At 40.8% G+C, this 22381-nt stretch carries 16 protein-coding genes, 2 tRNA genes and 2 rRNA genes; 16 read left to right on the top strand and 4 right to left on the bottom strand.

Translation table 11 applies throughout. The annotated features are described in order from the left end of the window. The first annotated feature begins 5 nt into the window (after positions 1 to 5). The 9 genes from recF (at position 6) to KGF34_RS08255 (ending at position 9931) form a co-directional block, all read left to right on the top strand. Complete coding sequence (gene recF / locus KGF34_RS08295) at positions 6 to 1103, top strand: DNA replication/repair protein RecF (protein WP_252558712.1); 1098 nt, start codon at positions 6 to 8, stop codon at positions 1101 to 1103. Between the two features lies 1 nt (position 1104). Continuing rightward, positions 1105 to 1386 carry an extracellular matrix regulator RemB gene (remB, locus tag KGF34_RS08290; RefSeq protein ID WP_252558711.1) on the top strand — a complete coding sequence of 94 codons (282 nt, stop codon included), beginning with the start codon at positions 1105 to 1107 and terminating at the stop codon, positions 1384 to 1386. 122 nt (positions 1387 to 1508) lie between these two features. Then, positions 1509 to 2261, top strand: coding sequence for a hypothetical protein (locus KGF34_RS08285; RefSeq protein ID WP_252558710.1), 753 nt, complete (start codon positions 1509 to 1511; stop codon positions 2259 to 2261). Positions 2262 to 2264: 3 nt separating this feature from the next. Beyond that, a complete protein-coding gene (locus tag KGF34_RS08280; RefSeq protein WP_252558709.1) occupies positions 2265 to 2582 on the top strand; it encodes a hypothetical protein in 318 nt (105 codons plus the stop codon). Between the two features lie 665 nt (positions 2583 to 3247). After that, positions 3248 to 5197: a DNA topoisomerase (ATP-hydrolyzing) subunit B gene (gene gyrB / locus KGF34_RS08275; protein ID WP_178587299.1), complete on the top strand. Its 1950-nt coding sequence runs from the start codon at positions 3248 to 3250 to the stop codon at positions 5195 to 5197. A gap of 209 nt (positions 5198 to 5406) precedes the next feature. Then, the gene (locus KGF34_RS08270; RefSeq protein WP_252558708.1) at positions 5407 to 5829 is read left to right on the top strand and encodes a thioesterase family protein; all 423 of its coding nucleotides are present in this window, start codon (positions 5407 to 5409) and stop codon (positions 5827 to 5829) included. Between the two features lie 19 nt (positions 5830 to 5848). Continuing rightward, the gene (gyrA, locus tag KGF34_RS08265) at positions 5849 to 8389 is read left to right on the top strand and encodes a DNA gyrase subunit A (protein ID WP_252558707.1); all 2541 of its coding nucleotides are present in this window, start codon (positions 5849 to 5851) and stop codon (positions 8387 to 8389) included. A gap of 264 nt (positions 8390 to 8653) precedes the next feature. Next, on the top strand, positions 8654 to 9346 hold the full coding sequence (locus tag KGF34_RS08260) for a hypothetical protein (RefSeq protein WP_252558706.1): 693 nt from the start codon (positions 8654 to 8656) through the stop codon (positions 9344 to 9346). A 12-nt stretch (positions 9347 to 9358) separates the two neighbouring features. Next, positions 9359 to 9931, top strand: coding sequence for an HD domain-containing protein (locus tag KGF34_RS08255; protein WP_252558705.1), 573 nt, complete (start codon positions 9359 to 9361; stop codon positions 9929 to 9931). A gap of 65 nt (positions 9932 to 9996) precedes the next feature. On the opposite strand, the gene KGF34_RS08250 is transcribed toward KGF34_RS08255, so the two are convergent. The 3 genes from KGF34_RS08250 to KGF34_RS08240 all read right to left on the bottom strand — a co-directional run bounded on the left by KGF34_RS08250 (position 9997) and on the right by KGF34_RS08240 (position 11631). Next, positions 9997 to 10272 (bottom strand): helix-turn-helix transcriptional regulator, encoded by a 276-nt coding sequence (locus KGF34_RS08250; protein ID WP_022234741.1) that lies wholly within the window; start codon positions 10270 to 10272, stop codon positions 9997 to 9999. Positions 10273 to 10274: 2 nt separating this feature from the next. Continuing rightward, entirely contained in the window at positions 10275 to 10454 is a 180-nt protein-coding gene (locus tag KGF34_RS11835) for a type II toxin-antitoxin system RelE/ParE family toxin (RefSeq protein WP_337809103.1), read from the bottom strand. Positions 10455 to 10905: 451 nt separating this feature from the next. Next, a complete protein-coding gene (locus tag KGF34_RS08240; RefSeq protein WP_022234740.1) occupies positions 10906 to 11631 on the bottom strand; it encodes a 16S rRNA (uracil(1498)-N(3))-methyltransferase in 726 nt (241 codons plus the stop codon). Positions 11632 to 11879: 248 nt separating this feature from the next. Here KGF34_RS08240 and rbr point away from each other — a divergent pair, with 248 nt between their 5' ends. From rbr to KGF34_RS08225, 3 genes are all read left to right on the top strand, one after another. Then, entirely contained in the window at positions 11880 to 12416 is a 537-nt protein-coding gene (gene rbr / locus KGF34_RS08235) for a rubrerythrin (protein WP_252558704.1), read from the top strand. Between the two features lie 493 nt (positions 12417 to 12909). Further along, positions 12910 to 14046, top strand: a complete 1137-nt coding sequence (locus KGF34_RS08230; protein ID WP_252558703.1) for a 3D domain-containing protein — start codon at positions 12910 to 12912, stop codon at positions 14044 to 14046. A gap of 131 nt (positions 14047 to 14177) precedes the next feature. After that, positions 14178 to 14744 (top strand): hypothetical protein, encoded by a 567-nt coding sequence (locus KGF34_RS08225; RefSeq protein WP_249375852.1) that lies wholly within the window; start codon positions 14178 to 14180, stop codon positions 14742 to 14744. A 68-nt stretch (positions 14745 to 14812) separates the two neighbouring features. Here the strand turns inward: KGF34_RS08225 and KGF34_RS08220 are convergent, their stop codons facing one another. After that, entirely contained in the window at positions 14813 to 16048 is a 1236-nt protein-coding gene (locus tag KGF34_RS08220) for a hypothetical protein (RefSeq protein WP_252558702.1), read from the bottom strand. Between the two features lie 567 nt (positions 16049 to 16615). Here KGF34_RS08220 and KGF34_RS08215 point away from each other — a divergent pair. From KGF34_RS08215 to KGF34_RS08200, 4 genes are all read left to right on the top strand, one after another. Further along, positions 16616 to 18147 (top strand): 16S ribosomal RNA (locus tag KGF34_RS08215). A 108-nt stretch (positions 18148 to 18255) separates the two neighbouring features. Next, positions 18256 to 18331: transfer RNA gene (locus tag KGF34_RS08210), tRNA-Ala, on the top strand. A gap of 35 nt (positions 18332 to 18366) precedes the next feature. Further along, positions 18367 to 18443 (top strand) — tRNA-Ile (locus tag KGF34_RS08205). 371 nt (positions 18444 to 18814) lie between these two features. Then, positions 18815 to 21645: ribosomal RNA gene (locus tag KGF34_RS08200) — 23S ribosomal RNA — on the top strand. The 16S and 23S rRNA genes sit together here with 2 tRNA genes alongside, the layout of an rRNA operon. Positions 21646 to 22381: the final 736 nt, after the last annotated feature.

The following is a 22381-nucleotide window of genomic DNA, read 5'->3' as shown; positions in this document are numbered from 1 at the left end:
ATTTTTTGAAGGTACTTGCGCTGAAATTTGAAAATTACAGAAATCTTGATGACGCAATTATTACCCCGTGCGACGGTGTGAATGTAATTTACGGCGACAACGCACAGGGAAAAACCAATCTGCTTGAGGCTTTTTGGATGTTTTGCGGCGGTCATTCGTTTCGTGGTTCAAAGGACAACGAACTTATAGGTTTTGGCAAGCCTTTTGCAAAACTCGAAGTACGATTTTTCGGACAGGACAGGGAGCAGACCGCCTCTATAAAATTCAAAGGCAATAAAAAGCAGGTAGAAATCAACTCTGTAGCCAAAAATTCGGCTGCGGCACTGATTGAAAAATATTGTGCGGTCGTTTTTTCGCCCGAACATCTCAATTTAATTAAAAGAGGCCCGTCCGAAAGGCGAAAATTCATTGACAGCGCTATTTGCAGAGAAAAATTAAAAAATGCGGTGGTGCTTTCAAAGTACAACCGCACGCTTAATCAGAGAAATTCTTTGCTCAAAGATATTTACAGGCATCCCAAACTCGAAGAAACTCTTTCAATCTGGGACAATTCCCTGCTCTTGAACGGTGCTATACTCATAAAACAGAGAATGGAGTATCTCCAGATGCTCGAAAAACGGGCTGCGGAATACCATTTTGGCATTTCGGGCGGCAAAGAACAGCTTGAAATCAGGTATTTATCGACTACAAATGCCGAATACGGCGACAGTATTGAGCAAATTCACCAAAAATTATGCGAAACTTTTGAACAAAGTAGGGCAGATGATATAAGAAACGGCTGTACTACAAAAGGTGCGCACAGAGATGATGCGGAGATACTTATAAACGGCAAAAATGCAAGACTTTATGCCTCGCAAGGGCAGCAAAGAAGTGCGGTATTGTCATTAAAACTTGCCGAGGCGGCGGTTTTGTCTGAAAGAATGGGCGAAAAGCCGATAATTTTGCTCGACGATGTTATGAGCGAGCTTGATTCCAAAAGACAGGATTTTTTACTGAATAAACTTGATGACTGCCAGGTTTTTATAACCTGCTGCGAGCAGTCAAACAAGGAGCAGCTTAAGCACGGCAAAATTTTTAATGTTTGTAACGGAGTAATCAGTTGAAATGTATTTACATTTGGGACAGGATACTGTCATAACCACAAAATCAATTATCGGTATTTTTGATATAGACAGATGTACCGTTTCTAAAAAAACGAGAGATTATCTTACAGAGGCAGAGAAAAAAGGAAATGTTGTGAATGTTTCTTACGAACTGCCAAAGTCATTTATTATCTGCAAGGAAAACGGAAAAATCATGGTTTATATAAGCCAGCTTTCGAGTAAAACGCTGTATAAGCGTAACAAAGAAGGTACTTATAAAATATTGCAGTCGGAAATTAATTAATATTACTCAAAGTATAATTTTAATAAAAAACAATATTTAAGCAATGCAATAAAATACAGATTATGTGAATAACTAATGAATATTTATTCATTTTAAAATATATTCAAAAAGAGGGATTGTTTATGAAAGCAAAAAAATGTCCTTACTGTTCAAAACGAATTTCGTATATTTCGGGTTTTTCAAGCAGACGAAAAAGTGAATATATATGCACAAGATGTGGAAAGGAAAGTAAAGTCATAATTAACAAAATGATTTTTGTCGGCTTTGCACTTGCAGTTGCGGTTGCCGCAGGCATTATGCTTTACTGGATTAAGTCGGGCAATATCAGCAATCCTCTCGGAGTTTTGCTTGTTGCCGTACCGCTTGTAATTTTTATGCTTATATCTCCCGTCTTTTTGAATTATGTTCCTCTTAAAAAATATAAGAAATCCATGGAGGCTAAAAAGGCCGGTATGGTTTACTCCGAAAATATTGCCGGCGACATAACCGATGAGTTTGACTTTAACCCGATGAGAACATCACACACAATTACATCCGAACCCGAGGATACAACTCCTAAGGTTGCCATAGATACAAGTGTGTTTAATCAGCTCAAGCAAAAGCGTGACGCCGAGAGAATACATTTGCAGGAAGAGATGAACAGAGCGGACGAAGAAAAAGAGGCAGATAAGGAAACGGATAAGACCGTGGCTTTTGTGCCTGTTATAAGCGATGTAAGCGAAGACCACGCATCTATGGACGCACCGCTTAAGAAAATCCGTTCGGACGCAGATACGGGCTTTTCACGCTCACGCCACTACATTCCGCAAAAGGAAGAGAGCGACGACAACAAAAAAGCCGATACAAACAAATACACCGCAAACAGAAAATTCTAATTTATGCTGAAGTTACCTATTTGTCCTCACTGCCATACCGTTTACGGCTACAGAGAGGTTAAAAAAATTGTAAAAGAAAAATCACATACCTGTTATCACTGCAAAAATGAGTTCAGAGCGAGCATAAGGCCTTGCTTGGTACTTATACTCATTTTGTTTGTTCTCGCCGTAGCGGCGAATGTAGGTGTGTTATATATGAGCCCTAACCTGAACTTCTATGCTTTGGTTGGCATAAATGTGATTTTTATACTGCTGTTCATAGCATTGTACCCACTGTTTGTATCGTTTAAGGATATAAAAAAGGGAAAGAAAAACAAATAAATTTTGGCTTTATTCTAAATGATGGGGCAGCAGTAATGAATTATGGTTTTGCTCACAATTTTAGAGGTATAATTAAAAAATTTAGGTCAAGCCTTTTTAAAGGCTTGCGGGTTTGGGCAGCGCCCATAAAATCTTCCAATATAAGTTTTTATCGGTCGCAAACAGCCTCGCTGTTTGCGTGCTAAGACTAAGTTTGAAAAAAACAGGCGACAGCCATAAAAAAAGACCTATATTTTTTTAATGAAATAACGAATTTCTTTCTTATTTTGCTATCGCATTTAAAAGCTAACGCCGTTGTGTTAAAGCCGCCAAACAGCAAGCTGTTTGGCTATCAAAAATTTGCGTCAGCAAAAAGTATTTGTGGGCTTTGCCCACACCCACAACCTTTGAAAAGGTTGACCAAACTTTTATAATTACCGGACTAAGTATTACACTAAACCGTAATTTATCCTAACTTTTTGATAAAGAAACTAAATTTTATTATTGACAGATTTTTTTGTGATTTGCCAACTGAAAATTTAGAAATTGAAATTAACAACAACCTGACGGTTTATGCGCCGTAATTTTCGGTGCACAAATACGGTCAGAAAAAATACTTTCCGCTCTTTTTAAGAGTGTGAACAGGGCAAAGGCTGTGCCTTGGCTCTGATATTGGAGGTAAAAAAATGGACAATGAAAATAACATTGAGATGACCAAAGTCGAGCAAGAGTACGGTGCCAATGAAATTCAGGTTCTTGAGGGACTTGAAGCGGTCAGAAAAAGACCGGGTATGTACATAGGCTCAACAGGTCCGAGAGGTCTTCATCACCTTGTTTATGAAATTGTAGATAACTCTATCGACGAGGCGCTTGCCGGCTACTGCACAAAGATTGATGTGGTAATCGAGGAGGGAAATATCATCAGAGTTACCGATAACGGCCGTGGTATTCCTGTAGGCATCAACAGCAAGACAGGCTTGCCTGCCGTAACGGTTGTATTTACGGTTCTTCACGCAGGCGGTAAGTTCGGCGGTGGCGGTTACAAGGTGTCGGGCGGCTTGCACGGTGTTGGTGCGTCTGTTGTAAATGCGCTTTCCGAATGGCTTGAAGTAAAGGTTTGCGACGGCAAGGATATTTATATGCAGCGCTATGAAAGAGGTAAGATTGTTACCGACCTCCACAAAATAGGCAAGTCAGACATAAAGGGTACGGAAGTACGCTTTAAGGCAGATCCGCTCATCTTCAAGGAAACCGATGTTTATGAGTACGGTGTGCTTGAAAAGCGTTTGCGTGAGCAGGCTTTTCTTAACGCAGGCGTGCATATTGAGCTTAGAGATGAGAGAAACAAAGACGAAATTATAAAAAACAACTTTGTTTATGAGGGCGGTATAAAGAGCTTTGTCGATTATATTCACAAAAAGAGAGCGCTTGCCGTTATTCATCCCGATGTTATTTATTTTGCCGCAAAGAATGACGAGGACACAATCTCGGTTGAAGTTGCTTTGCAGTATAATGACAGCTACAACGAAAATCTCCTTACATTTGCCAACAACATTCATACCACCGACGGCGGTACTCACGAAGAGGGCTTTAAGCGTGCGCTTACAAGGGTTATGAACGATTACGCAAGAAAGTTCGGCAAACTTAAGGATAACGATAAAAACTTAAGCGGTGAAGATGTGCGAGAGGGTATTACCGCCATCATCAGCGTAAAACTTAAAGAGGCGCAATTTGAGGGACAGACTAAGGCAAAACTCGGTAATACCGAGGTAAGAACCATGGTTGATAAACTCGTAAGCGAAAAACTTATGATTTATCTTGAGGAAAACCCACAGGTTGCAAAGGCTATTTTTGAAAAGTCGCTTGCGTCTGCAAGGGCAAGAGAGGCGGCAAGAAAGGCGAGAGAGAGCGTAAGAAGAAAATCTGCTCTTGAGTCTGCTCAATTACCGGGCAAACTTGCCGACTGTCAGTCAAAAGACAGCGAGATTACCGAAATTTACATCGTAGAGGGTGACTCTGCGGGCGGTTCGGCAAAGGGCGGTCGTGACCGTAAATTCCAGGCTATTCTGCCGCTCTGGGGTAAAATGCTCAATGTAGAAAAGGCAAGACTTGACAGAGTTTACGGAAACGATAAACTTATGCCTGTTATAACCGCACTCGGCACGGGTATAGGCGACGAATTTGATATTACAAAACTGCGTTACGGAAAAATTATTATTATGGCGGATGCCGATGTTGACGGTCAGCATATCAGAACACTTCTTTTGACCTTCTTTTTCAGATTTATGCGTCCGCTCATTGAGGAGGGGCATATCTATATTGCACAGCCTCCGCTTTACAGAATTTCAAAGGGCAAGGAGCACAAGTACGCTTACTCGGACATTGAGCGTGACCAGATTTTAGCCGCAACAGAGGGCAAAACCGAAATTCAGCGTTACAAAGGTCTTGGTGAGATGGACTCCGAACAGCTTTGGGAAACCACTATGAATCCGGAAACAAGACTTATGCTCAGGGTAAACCTCAACGAGGCGGAAGAGGCAGACGAAATCTTCACCATTCTTATGGGCGATAAGGTTGAACCGAGAAGAGAATTTATTGAGAAAAACGCTAAATTCGTTCAAAATCTTGATGTTTAATTCTGTTTTGAACTGAATTTTTTGAGCGGTAAATTTGTGATAATTTAAAACGAATGTTCCGACCGCAGTTTAATTATTTGGGACAAGAATATTATCATTTGGCAAACTGTCTTTTTATAATAAAAATTTCCGACTGTAACTTAGCTGTTGTCGGAAGTAAGAATATATTTTATACAAATTGTCTTATCGTTGTAAAAGGAGTGATTTTTGTGCATTCACGAACTAAATTTCGGGTGCGTTATGCCGAAACGGATTGTATGGGCATTGTTCACCACTCAAATTATCCGATATGGTACGAAATGGGCAGGGGCGACTATATAAAAATGCTCGGCTTTAATTATCGTGAAATGGAAGAACAGGGAATTATGACGCCGCTTTTGAACCTTAACTGTTCATTCGGCAAGCCTGCGTTTTATGACGATGAAATTATTTTACGCACAAAGGTAATTTTAATTTCTGCCGCAAGAATTACTTTTTCATACACAGTAAAGAGAATAGAGCCTGACGGCTCGGAAACAGAACTCGGCTACGGTACTACCGAGCACGGATTTGTCGATTCAAAGACATTCCGCCCGATAAGCATAAGAAAGCGTATGCCCGAGCTTTACGAAAAGATAAAACAATTTACATAAACCTTGAGGAATGAATAATATGGACAACGAAAATATGGAAAATGGAGTATTTAATCACGGAAGAATAAGAGATGTCGATGTGCAGGAAGAAATGAAATCAAGTTTTCTTGACTACTCGATGAGCGTTATTATCTCCCGTGCGTTACCTGATGTTCGTGACGGTTTAAAACCTGTTCACAGGCGTATTCTCTACACAATGTACGAAAAGGGTCTTGACCCTAACAAGCCGTACCATAAGTGCGCAGACACCGTAGGTGCTGTGCTCGGTGCGTATCATCCTCACGGTGATGCGTCTGTTTACGATGCGCTTGTTCGACTTGCACAGGACTTTTCAATGAGATATATGCTTGTTGACGGCCACGGTAACTTCGGTTCGGTTGACGGTGACCCGCCTGCCGCATACAGATACACAGAGGCGAGAATGAGCAAGATTTCTTGCGAAATGCTTACCGATATTGACAAAAAGACGGTTGATTTTCAGCCTAACTTTGACGACAGACTTGAAGAGCCAACCGTACTTCCGAGCAGATTTCCTAACCTGCTTGTAAACGGTTCTGACGGTATCGCCGTAGGTATGGCTACAAAGATTCCTCCGCACAACCTCGGCGAAACCATTGACGCCGCTTGTGCACTTATTGATAATCCAGATATTGACCTTGCCGGTCTTATGGACTATATGCCCGGCCCTGACTTTCCGACAGGCGGCATTATTATGGGCAGAAGCGGTATAAGAGCCACTTATGCGACCGGCAGAGGTAAAATTACCGTGAGAGCCAAAACAGAGATTGTAGAGGCTAAAAACGGCAGATACAAGATTATTGTTACCGAACTGCCTTATCAGGTCAACAAGGCAAGACTTATCGAATACATTGCCGACCTTGTGAAAGACAAGAGAATTGACGGTATTTCTAACATTGAGGACCACTCCGACCGTCAGGGTATGCATATTGAAATTGATGTTAAGCGTGAAGCGTCTGCAAGCATTGTTCTTAACAACCTCTTTAATCTTACACAATTACAGACAACTTTCGGCGCAATTATGCTTGCAATTGTTGACGGTGTTCCTAAGATATTAAACCTTAAGGAAATGCTTACAGAGTATGTAAACTTCCAGCAGGAAATCATACGCAGAAGAACGGAATTTGACCTTAAAAAGGCAAAGGACAGAGAGCATATCCTTGAGGGCTTGAAGATTGCGATTGACTTTATTGACGAGGTAATCTCAATCATCAGAAATAGTAAAGACCAGGCTACCGCTAAGGTAAACCTTATGGAGCGCTTTGGTCTTGACGATGTTCAGGCACAGGCAATTGTTCAGATGCGTTTAGGTCAGCTCACAAATATGGAGCGCACAAAAATTGAAGACGAAATTGCCGCTTTAAAGACAAAAATCGAAGAATACAACGCTATTCTTGCCGATGAGGGCAGACAGCGTGAAATTATCAAGGAAGAGCTTATTGTAATCAGAAATAAGTTTGCAGATCCGAGAAGAACGGAAATCTGCGCTGTCAACGGCGAAGTTGACATTGAGGATCTTATTCCGAATCAGGAATGCGTGCTCACACTTACTCAATTCGGCTATGTAAAGCGCCTTGCTGTTGATACCTACAAGATTCAGAACAGAGGCGGCCGTGGCGTATCGGGTATGTCACGCAGAGAAGAAGATGTTGCGACTGAAATGTTCGTAATTAATTCTCACGATTATGTACTGTTCTTTACCGATAAGGGCAGAGTGTACAGGCTCAAGTGCTATGAAGTGCCGGAGGGAAGCCGTCAGTCAAAGGGTATGAATATTGCAAATCTGCTCCCGATTGCGGCGGACGAAAAGGTAACTTCTATGATTAGAGTGCCTGAATTTGACGAGGAAAAGTACCTTGTTATGGTTACAAAGCAGGGTATTATAAAGAGAATTTCTCTCAATGCATATAATACCGCAAGAAAAGGCGGACTTATTGCCCTTGAACTTAACGAGGGTGACGAGCTTGCATGGGTAAGACTTACAGACGGCAATCAGCAGGTTATTGTGGCTACAAAGAACGGCCTTGCTATCAGATTTGAAGAAACCGATGTTCGTCCTATGGGCAGACAGGCAAGAGGCGTTAAGGCTATTTCTCTGCGTGAGGGCGACTGCGTTGTGGGTATGTGCGTTGTTGCAAATGATGACCTTATTCTTACTGCGTCCGAAACAGGCTTTGGCAGAATTTCAAATGTAAGCGACTACCGCTTGCAGAGCCGTGGCGGTAAGGGTATTACCAACTACCACACCGAAAAATACGGAAATGTTGCGGCTGTCAGTGCGGTTAAGCTTGACGAGGATATTATCATTATTTCGCAGGAGGGCGTAATTATCAGAATTGCCGCCGATACTGTAAGAATCTGTAACAGACCGAGCAAGGGCGTTACTCTTATGAGAATAGGCGAAAACGATAAGGTAGTTACTGTTGCAAGAGCACCTCACGAGGACAGTGAGAGCGAAAAAACAGAGGAAACAGCCGAAGAAGAAACTTCCGAGGAGAATACTGCCCCTGAAACAAATGCCGAAGAGAATACAGAAGAATAAATAAAAAATATAGCCTTCCCGTAAAAAGGAGGGCTATAACATATTTTGATAAAAGTAATTGTCGGGTAAAAATTATGGTTTAGCACAGTTAATCGCAAGGCTAAGATTAAATAATTTAAAAATTTAGGTCAAGCCTTTTTAAAGGTTGACCAAACTTTTCTGATTTTTTGGCAGAGAGCGTGTTTTTTACTTTATTAACCTGAATATTAAATCACATATTTCCGACAAAACCAACACTTTGACTAATCAAACGAGGTAATAGGTATGAAAAAAATTGTGCCTGTACTGTTTGCTTTGGTGCTTGCCTTTTCTTTTGCGGCTTGTAAAGAGCAGAAAACAATTGTAAAAGGCGGTACGGCTTCACTTGACGAAATCCTTGCTTACACAAAGGAAAAAGCGCAGGAGGACAGCACCAATGTGAACGGCAAAAGATATAATATAAATATTGAGAAATTTACCGAGCGCTATAACGAAATAATGTTTCGTTCGGGCGGTGACGAATATCTCAGTATGGAAAATTGGAAAAGGCTCGGAGAAACCAAAAAAGACGCTAACGGAGTTGAGTATTTTTGTTATTACTATGATATAGACAATGCTGAGCTTACCGTGGCGGTTGAGTCACGCAGTCACAAAATAATGAATGTCGGCTGCGGCACTACTATGTCAAAGTATGTGTCTATTGACGGCGAACATCAGTACAGCGAAAGAATACTTAATATGTCGGCTGTTATGGCTGCTGCCGTCGGAGGCTACACAAGCGATGATGTTGAGCTGTTTGAAAAGATTTTTAACGAAACAACCTTTGAAAACAAAAGTTCGCTTGCTTATGAAAACAATATTTTTAACCTTACTACAGGCAAAAAAGACGAAAATAACGACAGTACAATGCTTTTTAGGTATTTTCCCGTTACCGACGAGCATTTGACCGAGTGGAATATTCCGACTTATTCAGAGTAAAGAGGTATTGTTATGACTCCCGAAAAACTTACAGAAATTTTATATCTTGCAGAAAATTTAAAGAAAAATACCAGACACAGTTGGCTTTCAAACGGCAGGCGAGAGAGCGTTGCCGAGCATAGCTGGAGATTGTCGCTGTTTGCTTATTTTGTAAAAGATGAGTTTCCAAATGTAGATATGGACAAGGTGATTATGATGTGTATTTTTCATGACCTTGGCGAGGCTTTTACAGGGGACATTCCGTCATTTTATAAGACGAGCAATGACGAAGAAATCGAAAAGCATAAACTTTGCGAATGGTTAAATACTCTCCCACAGCCTTATAAAGATGAGCTTACTTCTCTTTATAAAGAAATGGACGAGCTTAAAACCGAAGAGGCAAAGCTCTGGAAAGCTATGGATAAACTCGAAGCGTCAATTCAGCATAACGAGGCGGAAATCCGTACATGGCTGCCGCTCGAATATGAATTAAACCCCGTTTACGGCGAAAAAGAATGCAGCTTTAATGAATATATGAAAAGCCTGCAGGAATACACAAAGCAATTGTCTTTAGATAAGATTGCTAAGGAAAGTAAGAAAGATTGAAAAATGCACCAAAAAGTTTCTGACTTTTTGGTGCATTTCTTTGTGTATCGTTTTTTGAGAGATTTTTATACAAATTCAAGTTTTAATTTTTTACCCATACCTTTTGCAATTCTTTCAATTGTTTTTAAAGATGGATTTGCACAGCCGTTTTCAATTTTACTTATATCGCCCTGTGCAATTCCCGTGGCTTCGGAGAGTTGTTTTTGAGTCATATTCATTTCTTTTCTACAATCAAGAATTGCATTGATAAGTTGGTATTCAGGCTCTAAAGCATCATATTCACTCTTAAAATTTTCGTCTTTTAATCTTTCATTTAAAGTTACTCTGAAATTTTTAGACATAATCAAATCTCCTCTCGATTAAGATAATCATTTCTGTATTTTTTAGCTAAAGCAATTTCAGCTTTTGGAGTTTTTTGTGTTTTCTTTATAAATCCGTTTGTAAGTATTATTTTTTGCCCAATTACAAAGAAATAAAAAATTCCGGTAATATCATTTCCGACTTTATTTCTGATTTCAAAAATACCGTCTTCAATATGTTATGAAAATGGCTCTCTAAGTTCATTTCCTCTAATTTCAAGCAATTCAAGATTTTTAAATATTTTTGCCTGCATTTTGTTATCTTGTTTTAAAATGAATTCTTCAACAGTACAGGTTCCGTTTTCTAATTCATAATATTCAACACAAAAACTTATTTATACAACACCTTTATATAATTATAATATAGTATATATCCTATATTATCAAGAACATTTATAATTGACACAATATAATAAGCGTTATTTAGAAAAAGTCAAGGCAGTTAGTGTTTTACGCTGTTATCGCAGACATAAAAATAACCGCCCAACTATCAGACAAGCAAGTGTTGGACGATTATTTAATCCGAAAAACATAATAAAGACTGATTGCTTTATTATATTTTTTCTGTAACTTATTATATATTAATCAAAACGGGCGTGAGGCTCGTTTTTTATTTTAAAAATTATCTGTTTGGAACATTATAATAGAAAGTGCGGCGAGAGGTGCGGTTTCCGCTCTTAAAATTCTTTTGCCGAGGGTTGCCGGACTGCCTCCGTTTGCGATGATTTTATCAACTTCGGACTGCTCAAATCCGCCCTCACTGCCGATAAACATTGCTATACTTTTTGGCTTTTTATCGAGAATTTTATTTACTTTTTCTCCGCCAAGTTCGTAAAAAATAATCTGTTTTTCGCTTTCAAGGCTCATTTGTGCGGCTTTTTCAAAGCTCACGCAGTCGCAAACCTGCGGGATGATTCCTCTTCTGCTCTGCATTGCCGCCTGCAAAGCTATCTTTTGCCAACGCTCGCATTTTTTCTTTATTGACTTTGCATCAGGTCTTGAAACGCATCTTGCCGAGAGCATGGGAACTATTCTTGATATGCCGAGTTCAACGCATTTTTGCACAATATAGTCCATTTTATCGCCCTTTGGCAGAGCCTGATACAGGGTTACGAATACATCGGGTTCATTCTCGCACGGCCTTTTTTCCGTAATTTTTACCGCAGAATATTCGGCTGTAATCTCTGTGAGTACACATTCACACTGCGTATTGTCGGGGGTAACCAGCGTGAGTTCTTCGCCTTTTTTCATTCGCAATGATTTTGATATATGTCGTGCGTTTTCACCTGAAATAACATAGGTGTCGGAAGTGATATTTTCATCTGTAAAAAACCAAGCCATTTAAAAAACCTCTTTTTATTTTGTTGAGGGATTAGCAGGTATAAAGTAAACGGATTAAAAAACTATCTGTAATTTTAAATTTCTAATCTAATCGTTTTGCTAACCCCTGAGCTGTATAAAATCTAATATTTATGTTTTTAATATACCAAAAATACCGCATAAATGCAAGTTTTTACCGCTTTTGTATATACGCACTTTGCCTGTATATACTATATATAGAAAAGAAAATCGTAAAAGGGAGTTTATGTATGCAATTAAAAGGTTCGCAAACAGAGAAAAATCTTGAGGCGGCTCTTGCCGGTGAGTCAATAGCAAGAAACAAATATACATTCTATTCAGATAAGGCAAAAGCCGACGGATACGAACAGATAGCCGAGCTTTTTGAAGAAACCGCAAAGAACGAAAAAGCCCACGCACAGATATGGTACAATCTTCTGAAAGGAAAAACGAGTACAACAGAAGAAAACCTACAGCTTGCTTCGGACGGCGAATATTACGAATGGAATGAAATGTATCCGCAGTTTGCCAAGACAGCGAGAGAAGAGGGCTTTGACTTTATAGCAGGTTTGTTTGAAAAGGTTGCCGAGATAGAAAAGCAACACGAAGAAAGGTTTAAAACTCTGCTTAATAATGTACAGGAAAAACTTGTTTTTTCAAAGGACGGAGATGCGGTATGGATATGCCGAAACTGCGGTCATATTTGCGTCGGAAAAACCGCTCCGACCGTGTGTCCTGTCTGTGCTTACTCACAAAGTTTTTTTCAACTGAAAAGCAATAATTATTAAAAAGAAAATTAAATAAAAAATAGTTAAAAATTGAGTTTTAGAGATAAAGCTCAATTTTTTATTTTGTAAAAAACACAGTATTTAAGCGGTTATTTTAAAATTTGTAAAAATAAAAATAGGTATATTTTTGTTTGTAATACTTTTGTAATATATGCTGATTTTTAGTTACAAACTTGTTACAAATCGGTATCTAAAAAGTAAACTTTCATTTTCTTGCAATTTGACTACAAATTTGCAGGATTTTAATTCAAAAAACGAAAAAATAATTTGCTAATACAGAAAAAAAGTCGAAATTGTTGTGCATTTTCCATAAAAACTTTACTTTCTTACTGTTTGACATATTCAAAATATAAGCCTATAATAACGCCGTTGCTTGCGAACAGCTTTAACAAGCGTTAAAACAGCCTTCACAAGTAACCAAATTTTAGAAAAAAGCCAAACGGAAAGCGGTTTTTGCACTTGCAAAAATCACTGAAGAAAGGAAGAATTTCTTATGATGCTAAAAACATTTTCAAAGCCTGCAATTAAATGGACGGTCGCAGCAATTCTTTGTGCAACTCTTTCTGCAGGAGCTTTGGTAAATGCAGCAGCAGCCACAGCTACAGCAGATGAAGTTACCGCAAGCAAAACTTATGTTGAAAGCTCAACAGAGTTTGAGGTGGGCAACGGCGATGTTGTTGTAAGCACAAACAAAAACTTCAATATGTCTTTTGATGTAATCAAGGCAAATAAAATCACAATCGACAACTGCGGTGAAAAGCAGACTATATCTCTTGCAAAGGGTACGGTTCAGGAAGTTCTTGACAGAACAGGAATTACCCTTACCGACAACAAGAGCGTTACACCGTCGCTTAACACAGTAATCACTGACGATACGAACATTTATGTTTACAACGCAAAAAACATTAAGCTAACAACAAACGGCACAGAGATGAGCGTAAAAGCCCCTGAGGGCACAGTAGAAAACGCTCTTAATATTCTTGGCTACACTGTTACTGACAATGATATTTTAAGCGTTGACAAAAATGCTCAGGTTGAGGACGATATGGAAATCATCCTCAAAAAGGTAACATATGTTGACGAGAAATCAACAGAGAAAATCTCTTACGACACAATCGAAAAAGATTCCGACGATATTCTCACAGGCGAGTCGCAGGTATCTCAGAAAGGCGTTGACGGTGAAAAGGAAGTAACCAAGAGATGTAAATACATTGACGGTAAGTACGCTTCAACAAAGGTAATCGGCGAGAAGGTTACAAAAGAGCCGGTTGACAAGGTTATTCTTAACGGCACAAAGAGAGGCACTATAACCGATACAAGCGGCGCACCTGTTTCATACCGCTATATGGTTTCGGGTTCGGGTACAGCCTATACGGCGGCTCCGGGTTCACTTACAGCAACAGGCGCAACAGTTTACGAGGGCGGCGTTGCGGTAAACCCTGCAATCATTCCTTACGGTTCAAAGCTCTACATTGAGGCGGCAGACGGCAGTCATGTTTACGGCTATGCAACCGCTGTTGACACAGGCGGAGCATTGATGGACGGTTCGGCTATAGTTGACCTCTTCTACTTCAGTTACGATGACTGCGTAAACTTTGGCAGAAGAGATGTTAATGTGTATGTTCTTTAATATATAAATTTAAGCGGAAGTGCGTTTGCATTTCCGCTTTTTCTGTAAAAATAATATAATGCTTGATTTATCGGCAAATATAAGCTATAATATACGAAAAGTGTAAATTCGCATTGAAAGGATTTTGAAATATGAAGAAGATTATCTCTGCATTGTTGATGGCATCTGTAATTGCAATTTCAGCAGCAGGCTGTGGATATAATGATGCTCTTGAGCAGGCGTCTAAGGCAAACCAGCAGACAACATCTGCAAGTCAGTCATCGGATTCTACATCTGACGAAACAAGCAAGGTGACAGACGCCAATTACAAAGATACCTTTGACGGACTTTGCAGCTATATGCAGGATAAGGGTTATTATACAGACAAAGCTGTCAAAACAGAAATGGACGCATCTTTTATCGGCGCAAAGCAGGGCGTTAAGTACAGCATAAGCAATAACCTTGCTATTGAGCTTTATGAGTACGATACAACTAAACTCAACGATACAGCAAAAGAAATCGTTAAAGAGGTAAAGGACAGCAACAGCTTTACTATTATTGAGGGTTATCCTGTAAATGCGGCTTACCTTTCAAATAACGGCAAGTATCTTATGATTTACAACGATACAAAAATAGACAAGGACAACCCTAAAAAAGACTCAAACGAGTATAAGGCAAGAGAAAATGCGGTTGAGGACTTCCTTGCATTTAAAAATTGATTTGTAATTTAATAAGCATAATTAAAAGGAGATACCGAGCGTGGTATCTCCTTACTTTTTGTTTATTCTCAAAATTTATTACCGCAATAAGGGCAGAAGTTCATATCAATAGGCGATTGCTTACCGCATTTGGCACAAATCTTTTCGGCAGAATTATTTTCCGCTTTTTCTGTATTATTAAATACAGGTTGAGGAACAAAATCCTGCGGCGGTGTTTGCGGTGTCGGCTGAACATTATTAACTCTGTTGTCTGCATATGGATTCTCATAAACAAATTGCTGTGAAGGCTGATTATCAATCGGCTGATTGTTTGGAACAACAGGCGGAGCAAACGGTGTGCCGTTATTCTGATTAAACGGCATCTGCGGCTCATTGCCGTGAACAGGCTCGCTATCTCTGTAAAAGCGTGTTGCTTCGCTGTCGACAGGTGAAAGCACAAGGCTGTCGGTTGTTTTCTTTATATAGTTAAAGTACATTAAAGCCACAATGCTTACGAATATAAACGGAATAAGCTCTATAATACCGCAAACTAAGGTAATAGGGTATAAAGTATTTGCAACATTTGTTACTGTATCAAAAAGCTCTGAATTGTTTACAAAATTGCTTGAGAAATTCACACCCGATCTTTCAAGTGTTCCGGATATTTGATTGGCAAAGTAAAACAAAGCGTCAATCGAGCCTGATATAAACATATATCCAATAACAGACGATATAACAGAGATTACCGCATAAACAAAACCCGATACGGCGGTTGCCTTTGCGCCCGCTTTTGTAATAAATACAGATGAAAGCGAATACTTAATGCCTTTTGTAAGTTTACAGGAGGCAAGGAAAAAGATAAACTCGCAGAGTGTACTGATAAAATTAATACCCAGCAGTATAGCAGAAGTTCGGAAAATATCTTCGGGCATACCAGAGCCGAATACAATTAATAAAATAACCAATATCAATGATACTGCAAGCGATATTCCCGTAAAAGCAGTAAAGATAATTGTAAGTACCCTTAAAAATGTAACAGGCGGTTTTAGCTTTACAATTGGCCTGCGGCTTCTTGCTGTGCAGAACAGCAATATAAATGCAAACAAAAAGGCTAAAGACGATATATCAATAGAAAAAGATAAATTGACATTCTCGTTTTTTTCTATAATGTATTTGAATGAAATCATCATAGAAGAAACCGCTGTGACTATTTTGCAAATAGTAGGTACACAAAAGGTAAGCGCAGTGATAAGGATAATAGGTTTTCTGAAAAAACCTCTAAGTATATCAACATTGTGTTGATACGGATTAAAAGGCTGGTTCATAGTTTTCCTCCGATTAAATTGATAATTATATTTTATAATATAGTATAATTAATTGCAATAGAAAGAAATAATTTATACAAAGCTGTCGATATAAATTGTTATTAATGTATTTAGTTAAGCTAAAGCAATTTTAATTGTAAGAAAATAAAGAAAAATACATTGATTATATAGACTGTATATAATATAATATTGAAAATCGTTATGCTTAAGTAAAACACAACTACTATATATTGTGGTTGTGTAAATAAAAAAGTCAAATATAGTCGTATTTAAAATAAAATAGGAATTTTTTTAAAGTTTTTTTAAAAAAGTGTTGACATTTGGCAAAGTAAATGATATAATAATTGAGCACTTGACAGTGACACGGAAAATTCCGATAAACACAAGTGCGTAGGACCTTGAAAATTAAACAACGAGAAAGATAAAGGAACCCGTAATACTTTGAGGATACTCAAAGATTTACAGTGAGATGCACACAACAAAGCATCAAAAATTACGGATACGTTAGTATTCGGAATGAGCGATTAAAGCTCTGAAATTGATAGTAAGCGAAAGCTTAATATACAAATTTTAGAGAGTTTGATCCTGGCTCAGGACGAACGCTGGCGGCGTGCCTAACACATGCAAGTCGAACGGAACTTTTTTAAAAGATTTCTTCGGAATGAATTTGATTAAGTTTAGTGGCGGACGGGTGAGTAACGCGTGAGTAACCTGCCTCTAAGAGGGGAATAACATTCTGAAAAGAATGCTAATACCGCATAACATATATTTATCGCATGGTAGATATATCAAAGATTTATCGCTTAGAGATGGACTCGCGTCCGATTAGTTAGTTGGTGAGGTAACGGCTCACCAAGACCGCGATCGGTAGCCGGACTGAGAGGTTGAACGGCCACATTGGGACTGAGACACGGCCCAGACTCCTACGGGAGGCAGCAGTGGGGGATATTGCGCAATGGGGGAAACCCTGACGCAGCAACGCCGCGTGAAGGATGAAGGTCTTCGGATTGTAAACTTCTTTTATTAAGGACGAAGAAAGTGACGGTACTTAATGAATAAGCTCCGGCTAACTACGTGCCAGCAGCCGCGGTAATACGTAGGGAGCAAGCGTTGTCCGGATTTACTGGGTGTAAAGGGTGCGTAGGCGGCTTTGCAAGTCAGATGTGAAATCTATGGGCTCAACCCATAGCCTGCATTTGAAACTGCAGAGCTTGAGTGAAGTAGAGGCAGGCGGAATTCCCCGTGTAGCGGTGAAATGCGTAGAGATGGGGAGGAACACCAGTGGCGAAGGCGGCCTGCTGGGCTTTAACTGACGCTGAGGCACGAAAGCGTGGGTAGCAAACAGGATTAGATACCCTGGTAGTCCACGCTGTAAACGATGATTACTAGGTGTGGGGGGTCTGACCCCTTCCGTGCCGGAGTTAACACAATAAGTAATCCACCTGGGGAGTACGGCCGCAAGGTTGAAACTCAAAGGAATTGACGGGGGCCCGCACAAGCAGTGGAGTATGTGGTTTAATTCGAAGCAACGCGAAGAACCTTACCAGGTCTTGACATCCTACTAACGAGATAGAGATATGTTAGGTGCCCTTCGGGGAAAGTAGAGACAGGTGGTGCATGGTTGTCGTCAGCTCGTGTCGTGAGATGTTGGGTTAAGTCCCGCAACGAGCGCAACCCTTGCTATTAGTTGCTACGCAAGAGCACTCTAATAGGACTGCCGTTGACAAAACGGAGGAAGGTGGGGACGACGTCAAATCATCATGCCCCTTATGACCTGGGCTACACACGTACTACAATGGATATTAACAGAGGGAAGCAATACAGCGATGTGGAGCAAACCCCTAAAAATGTTCTCAGTTCAGATTGCAGGCTGCAACCCGCCTGTATGAAGATGGAATTGCTAGTAATCGCAGATCAGCATGCTGCGGTGAATACGTTCCCGGGCCTTGTACACACCGCCCGTCACACCATGGGAGCCGGTAATACCCGAAGTCAGTAGTCTAACCGCAAGGAGGACGCTGCCGAAGGTAGGATTGGCGACTGGGGTGAAGTCGTAACAAGGTAGCCGTATCGGAAGGTGCGGCTGGATCACCTCCTTTCTATGGAGAATTTATCGGATGAAATAAGCTGATATAACATCCAAGGTCAGTTACGGAAGTAATTTATTGAATCGTTGTTTAATTTTCAGGGTCCTGCCCGAGATATACGGGGGTATAGCTCAGCTGGGAGAGCACCTGCTTTGCAAGCAGGGGGTCAGCGGTTCGATCCCGCTTATCTCCACCAAAGGCTTGAGGGAATAACCGAAAAGCCGGAAATATGGGCTTATAGCTCAGCCGGTTAGAGCGCACGCCTGATAAGCGTGAGGTCGGTGGTTCGAGTCCACTTAAGCCCACCAAGAGTACGAAAGTACTCAAAGAAAGTACCTTGAAAACTGAATAAAGTATAGCAGATAAAGCGAGAAAAGTAATTATTGACAGGTTTTAACAAGAAGAGTTGAATCTCGAAGCCTTTAAATAACGACTGATGAGGACTAAGCTGTAAAATCACTTTAGTGATTGCAACAGATTAGACGAGTGGGAGTTATTTAAAGAATAGCGAAGAGAATGAAACTTGACAAACTCAAATAAGAGAAAGCGTTAAACGAAGGTAATAAATACTACAATTAGCTTAAAGGGTAATAAAAGATTAGTTATAAACTAATGGCTTATTAAACTGCGAAAAAAGAGTAATTTACATTACAAAGAAGAACCAAAAGATATCTCAAATGGTCAAGCTACAAAGAGCACAAGGGGAATGCCTTGGCACCGAGAGCCGAAGAAGGACGTGACTAACTGCGATAAGCTACGGGGAGCTGTAAGTGAGCGTTATATCCGTAGATTTCCGAATGGAGCAATCCGATTAGAGGAAAGTCTAATCATCATATACTGAATACATAGGTATATGAGGGGAACCGCCTGAACTGAAACATCTAAGTAGGGCGAGGAAGAGAAATCAACTGAGATTCCGTAAGTAGTGGCGAGCGAACGCGGAAGAGGCCAAACCTAATGTAGTAATATGTTAGGGGTTCGGACAGTAAAATGAATTGTCGAGATTTAGCCGAATGTCATGGGAAGGGCAATCAAAGAAGGTGAAAATCCTGTAGGCGAAAAGTTAAGACATCAGACTGTATCCAGAGTACCGCCGGACACGTGAAACCCGGTGGGAATACGGGGGGACCATCCTCCAAGCCTAAATACTACTCGGTGACCGATAGAGAAGAAGTACTGTGAAGGAAAGGTGAAAAGCACCCCGGAAGGGGAGTGAAAGAGAACCTGAAACCTTGTGTTTACAAGCACCGAAAGTTCATCAACGAACGATCGGGTACCTTTTGTAGAATGGTCCGGCGAGTGAATGTAACTGGCAAGGTTAAGCACTTAAGGTGTGAAGCCGTAGCGAGAGCGAGTCTGAAAAGGGCGTATGAAGTCAGTTGTATTCGACCCGAAACCGGGTGACCTACCCATGTCCAGGCTGAAGTGCAGGTAAAACTTCATGGAGGGCCGAACCGACTCCCGTTGAAATGGTAGCGGATGAGGTGTGGGTAGCGGAGAAATTCCAATCGAACCCGGAGATAGCTGGTTCTCTCCGAAATAGCTTTAGGGCTAGCCTTGGAATAGATTACTGGAGGTAAAGCACTGAATTGGCTAGGGGCCGAGAGGTTACTGAACCTTATCAAACTAAGAATGCCAGATAATCGTTTTCCAGGAGTCAGACAGTGGGAGATAAGTTTCATTGTCAAAAGGGAAACAGCCCAGACCTACAGCTAAGGTCCCAAAGTATAGTTAAGTGGAAAAGGATGTGGAATTGCATAGACAACCAGGATGTTGGCTTAGAAGCAGCCACTCATTAAAAGAGTGCGTAATAGCTCACTGGTCGAGTGATTCTGCGCCGAAAATTTAACGGGGCTAAACTATACACCGAAGCTTAGGATACCGCAAGGTATGGTAGGAGAGCGTTCTGTACGGAGTGAAGTCGTAGCGAAAGCGGCGGTGGACTGTACAGAAGTGAGAATGCCGGAATAAGTAGCGAGAATTAAGTGAGAATCTTAATGGCCGAAAGTCTAAGGTTTTTGGAGGAAGGTTCGTCCGCTCCAAGTAAGTCGGGAGCTAAGGTCAGGCCGAAAGGCGTAGCCGATGCACAAACGGTTGATATTCCGTTACCGTCTACAATTTAAACAAAGGGACACATACAAAGCGTTTAACCCGGGCGATGGTTGACCCGGGCGCAAGGGACTGAAATAAGAGTAGGGAAGTAAATGTGGCGTATGGCGAGAAAAGCTTTGTGAATAGAAGTAGACGCCCGTACCGCAAACCGACACAGGTGGACAGGAAGAGAATTCTAAGGCCAGCGGGAGAAGGGTAGTTAAGGAACTCGGCAAATTGACTCCGTAACTTCGGAATAAGGAGTGCTCGAAAGAGCCGCAGAGAATAGGCCCAGGCGACTGTTTAGCAAAAACACAGGTCTCTGCCAAATCGAAAGATGAAGTATAGGGGCTGACACCTGCCCGGTGCCGGAAGGTTAAGAGGAGGAGTGCAAGCTCCGAATTGAAGCCCCGGTAAACGGCGGCCGTAACTATAACGGTCCTAAGGTAGCGAAATTCCTTGTCGGGTAAGTTCCGACCCGCACGAATGGTGTAACGATCTGGGCACTGTCTCAACTACCCACCCGGCGAAATTGTAGTACCGGTGAAGATGCCGGTTACCTGCGGCAAGACGGAAAGACCCCATGGAGCTTTACTGTAGCCTGATATTGGGTTTCGGAAATCTATGTACAGGATAGGCGGGAGACTGGGAAGTATGAGCGTCAGCTTATACGGAGTCATTGTTGGGATACCGCCCTTAGGTTTCTGGAATTCTAACCTGCGACCGTGAATCCGGTCGGGGGACATTGTCAGGTGGGCAGTTTGACTGGGGCGGTCGCCTCCGAAAAGGTAACGGAGGCGCTCAAAGGTTGGCTCAGCACGGACGGAAACCGTGCCTCTGAGTGTAAACGCAAAAGCCAGCCTAACTGCGAGGATGACGGTCCGAGCAGTAACGAAAGTTGGAGTTAGTGATCCGGCGGTATGTGAATGGAAATGCCGTCGCTCAACGGATAAAAGCTACCCTGGGGATAACAGGCTGATCTCCCCCAAGAGTCCACATCGACGGGGAGGTTTGGCACCTCGATGTCGGCTCATCACATCCTGGGGCTGTATTCGGTCCCAAGGGTTCGGCTGTTCGCCGATTAAAGTGGTACGCGAGCTGGGTTCAGAACGTCGCGAGACAGTTCGGTCCCTATCTGTCGTGGGCGCAGGATATTTGAGGAGCTCTGTCCTTAGTACGAGAGGACCGGGATGGACGTACCTCTGGTGCACCAGTTGTCATGCCAATGGCACGGCTGGGCAGCTACGTACGGAACGGATAAACGCTGAAAGCATCTAAGCGTGAAGCCGACTCCAAGATTAGATATCCCATTGCATAAGCAAGTAAGACCCCTTGAGGACTACGAGGTTGATAGGCTGCGTGTGTAAGTGTCGTGAGGCATTTAGCTTGGCAGTACTAATAGGTCGAGGGCTTGACCACAAGAGTCTTTTGGTCAGCTTATTAAAGTATTTATAATATTACTTCTCAATGGTTTGCTTAATCTTTATTCAGTTTTCAGGGTACTCCCTTTAATATACACCTTTAAAGTGAGTTTTGAGATTACAGCACTACTTCGGTAGTGCTTTTTTGTTTGCCTTTTGTGCGTGAAAGTATGTGTTGTACTTTATTTTTGAATTTTTAGGTAGCTTATATTGCTGCTTTATTAAAAGCTGGAGCAGATTATGGTTTAGCACACGAGTTAAGCAAAACTCATAATATCTTCCAATATTATATACTTTATCTGACACAAACTGCTTCACTGTTTGCCGGCTTGAACACAACAGCGTTAGTAAAAAGTATTTGTGGACTTTGCCAATACCTACAACATTTTATAATTGCTTAACAAAGTGTTTTGGTAAAAATAATTAAGTATTAAAACAAAATAATAAATAAATTAACATTTTGTTATAAAGATGTTAATAAAATCAAAATAATAGTTTTTGTTGATATATTATCCTGATATAAATAAAAGATGTCATATTTATAAAATATAATAGAAAGATGTAGCATTTTGTATAAAATATAAGTTGAAAAGACAAATTGATTGGTTAATAGAAATTTAAATAAATATTGACTTTCTATATAATTATGATATAATAATAAGGTCGCTTGAGGAAAGCACAAACAACAGAAAGGTTTGAAAGCACAGAAAAAAGCTTTTAAAAGTAATGAAAGA

Origin of the sequence: Ruminococcus sp. FMBCY1, from assembly GCF_023921805.1 — a bacterium.
Lineage (GTDB): Bacteria > Bacillota > Clostridia > Oscillospirales > Acutalibacteraceae > Ruminococcoides > Ruminococcoides intestinale_A.
This window is presented reverse-complemented; position numbering and strand designations above follow the sequence as displayed.

Excerpts from the sequence above, each read along its gene's own strand:
- remB (WP_252558711.1), top strand. The coding sequence starts at position 1,105 with ATGTATTTACATTTGGGACAGGATACTGTCATAACCACAAAATCAATT.
- KGF34_RS08285 (WP_252558710.1), top strand. The coding sequence starts at position 1,509 with ATGAAAGCAAAAAAATGTCCTTACTGTTCAAAACGAATTTCGTATATT.
- KGF34_RS08280 (WP_252558709.1), top strand. The coding sequence starts at position 2,265 with ATGCTGAAGTTACCTATTTGTCCTCACTGCCATACCGTTTACGGCTAC.
- gyrB (WP_178587299.1), top strand. The coding sequence starts at position 3,248 with ATGGACAATGAAAATAACATTGAGATGACCAAAGTCGAGCAAGAGTAC.
- gyrA (WP_252558707.1), top strand. The coding sequence starts at position 5,849 with ATGGACAACGAAAATATGGAAAATGGAGTATTTAATCACGGAAGAATA.
- KGF34_RS08260 (WP_252558706.1), top strand. The coding sequence starts at position 8,654 with ATGAAAAAAATTGTGCCTGTACTGTTTGCTTTGGTGCTTGCCTTTTCT.
- KGF34_RS08255 (WP_252558705.1), top strand. The coding sequence starts at position 9,359 with ATGACTCCCGAAAAACTTACAGAAATTTTATATCTTGCAGAAAATTTA.
- KGF34_RS08250 (WP_022234741.1), bottom strand. The coding sequence starts at position 10,272 with ATGTCTAAAAATTTCAGAGTAACTTTAAATGAAAGATTAAAAGACGAA.
- KGF34_RS08240 (WP_022234740.1), bottom strand. The coding sequence starts at position 11,631 with ATGGCTTGGTTTTTTACAGATGAAAATATCACTTCCGACACCTATGTT.
- rbr (WP_252558704.1), top strand. The coding sequence starts at position 11,880 with ATGCAATTAAAAGGTTCGCAAACAGAGAAAAATCTTGAGGCGGCTCTT.
- KGF34_RS08230 (WP_252558703.1), top strand. The coding sequence starts at position 12,910 with ATGATGCTAAAAACATTTTCAAAGCCTGCAATTAAATGGACGGTCGCA.
- KGF34_RS08225 (WP_249375852.1), top strand. The coding sequence starts at position 14,178 with ATGAAGAAGATTATCTCTGCATTGTTGATGGCATCTGTAATTGCAATT.
- KGF34_RS08220 (WP_252558702.1), bottom strand. The coding sequence starts at position 16,048 with ATGAACCAGCCTTTTAATCCGTATCAACACAATGTTGATATACTTAGA.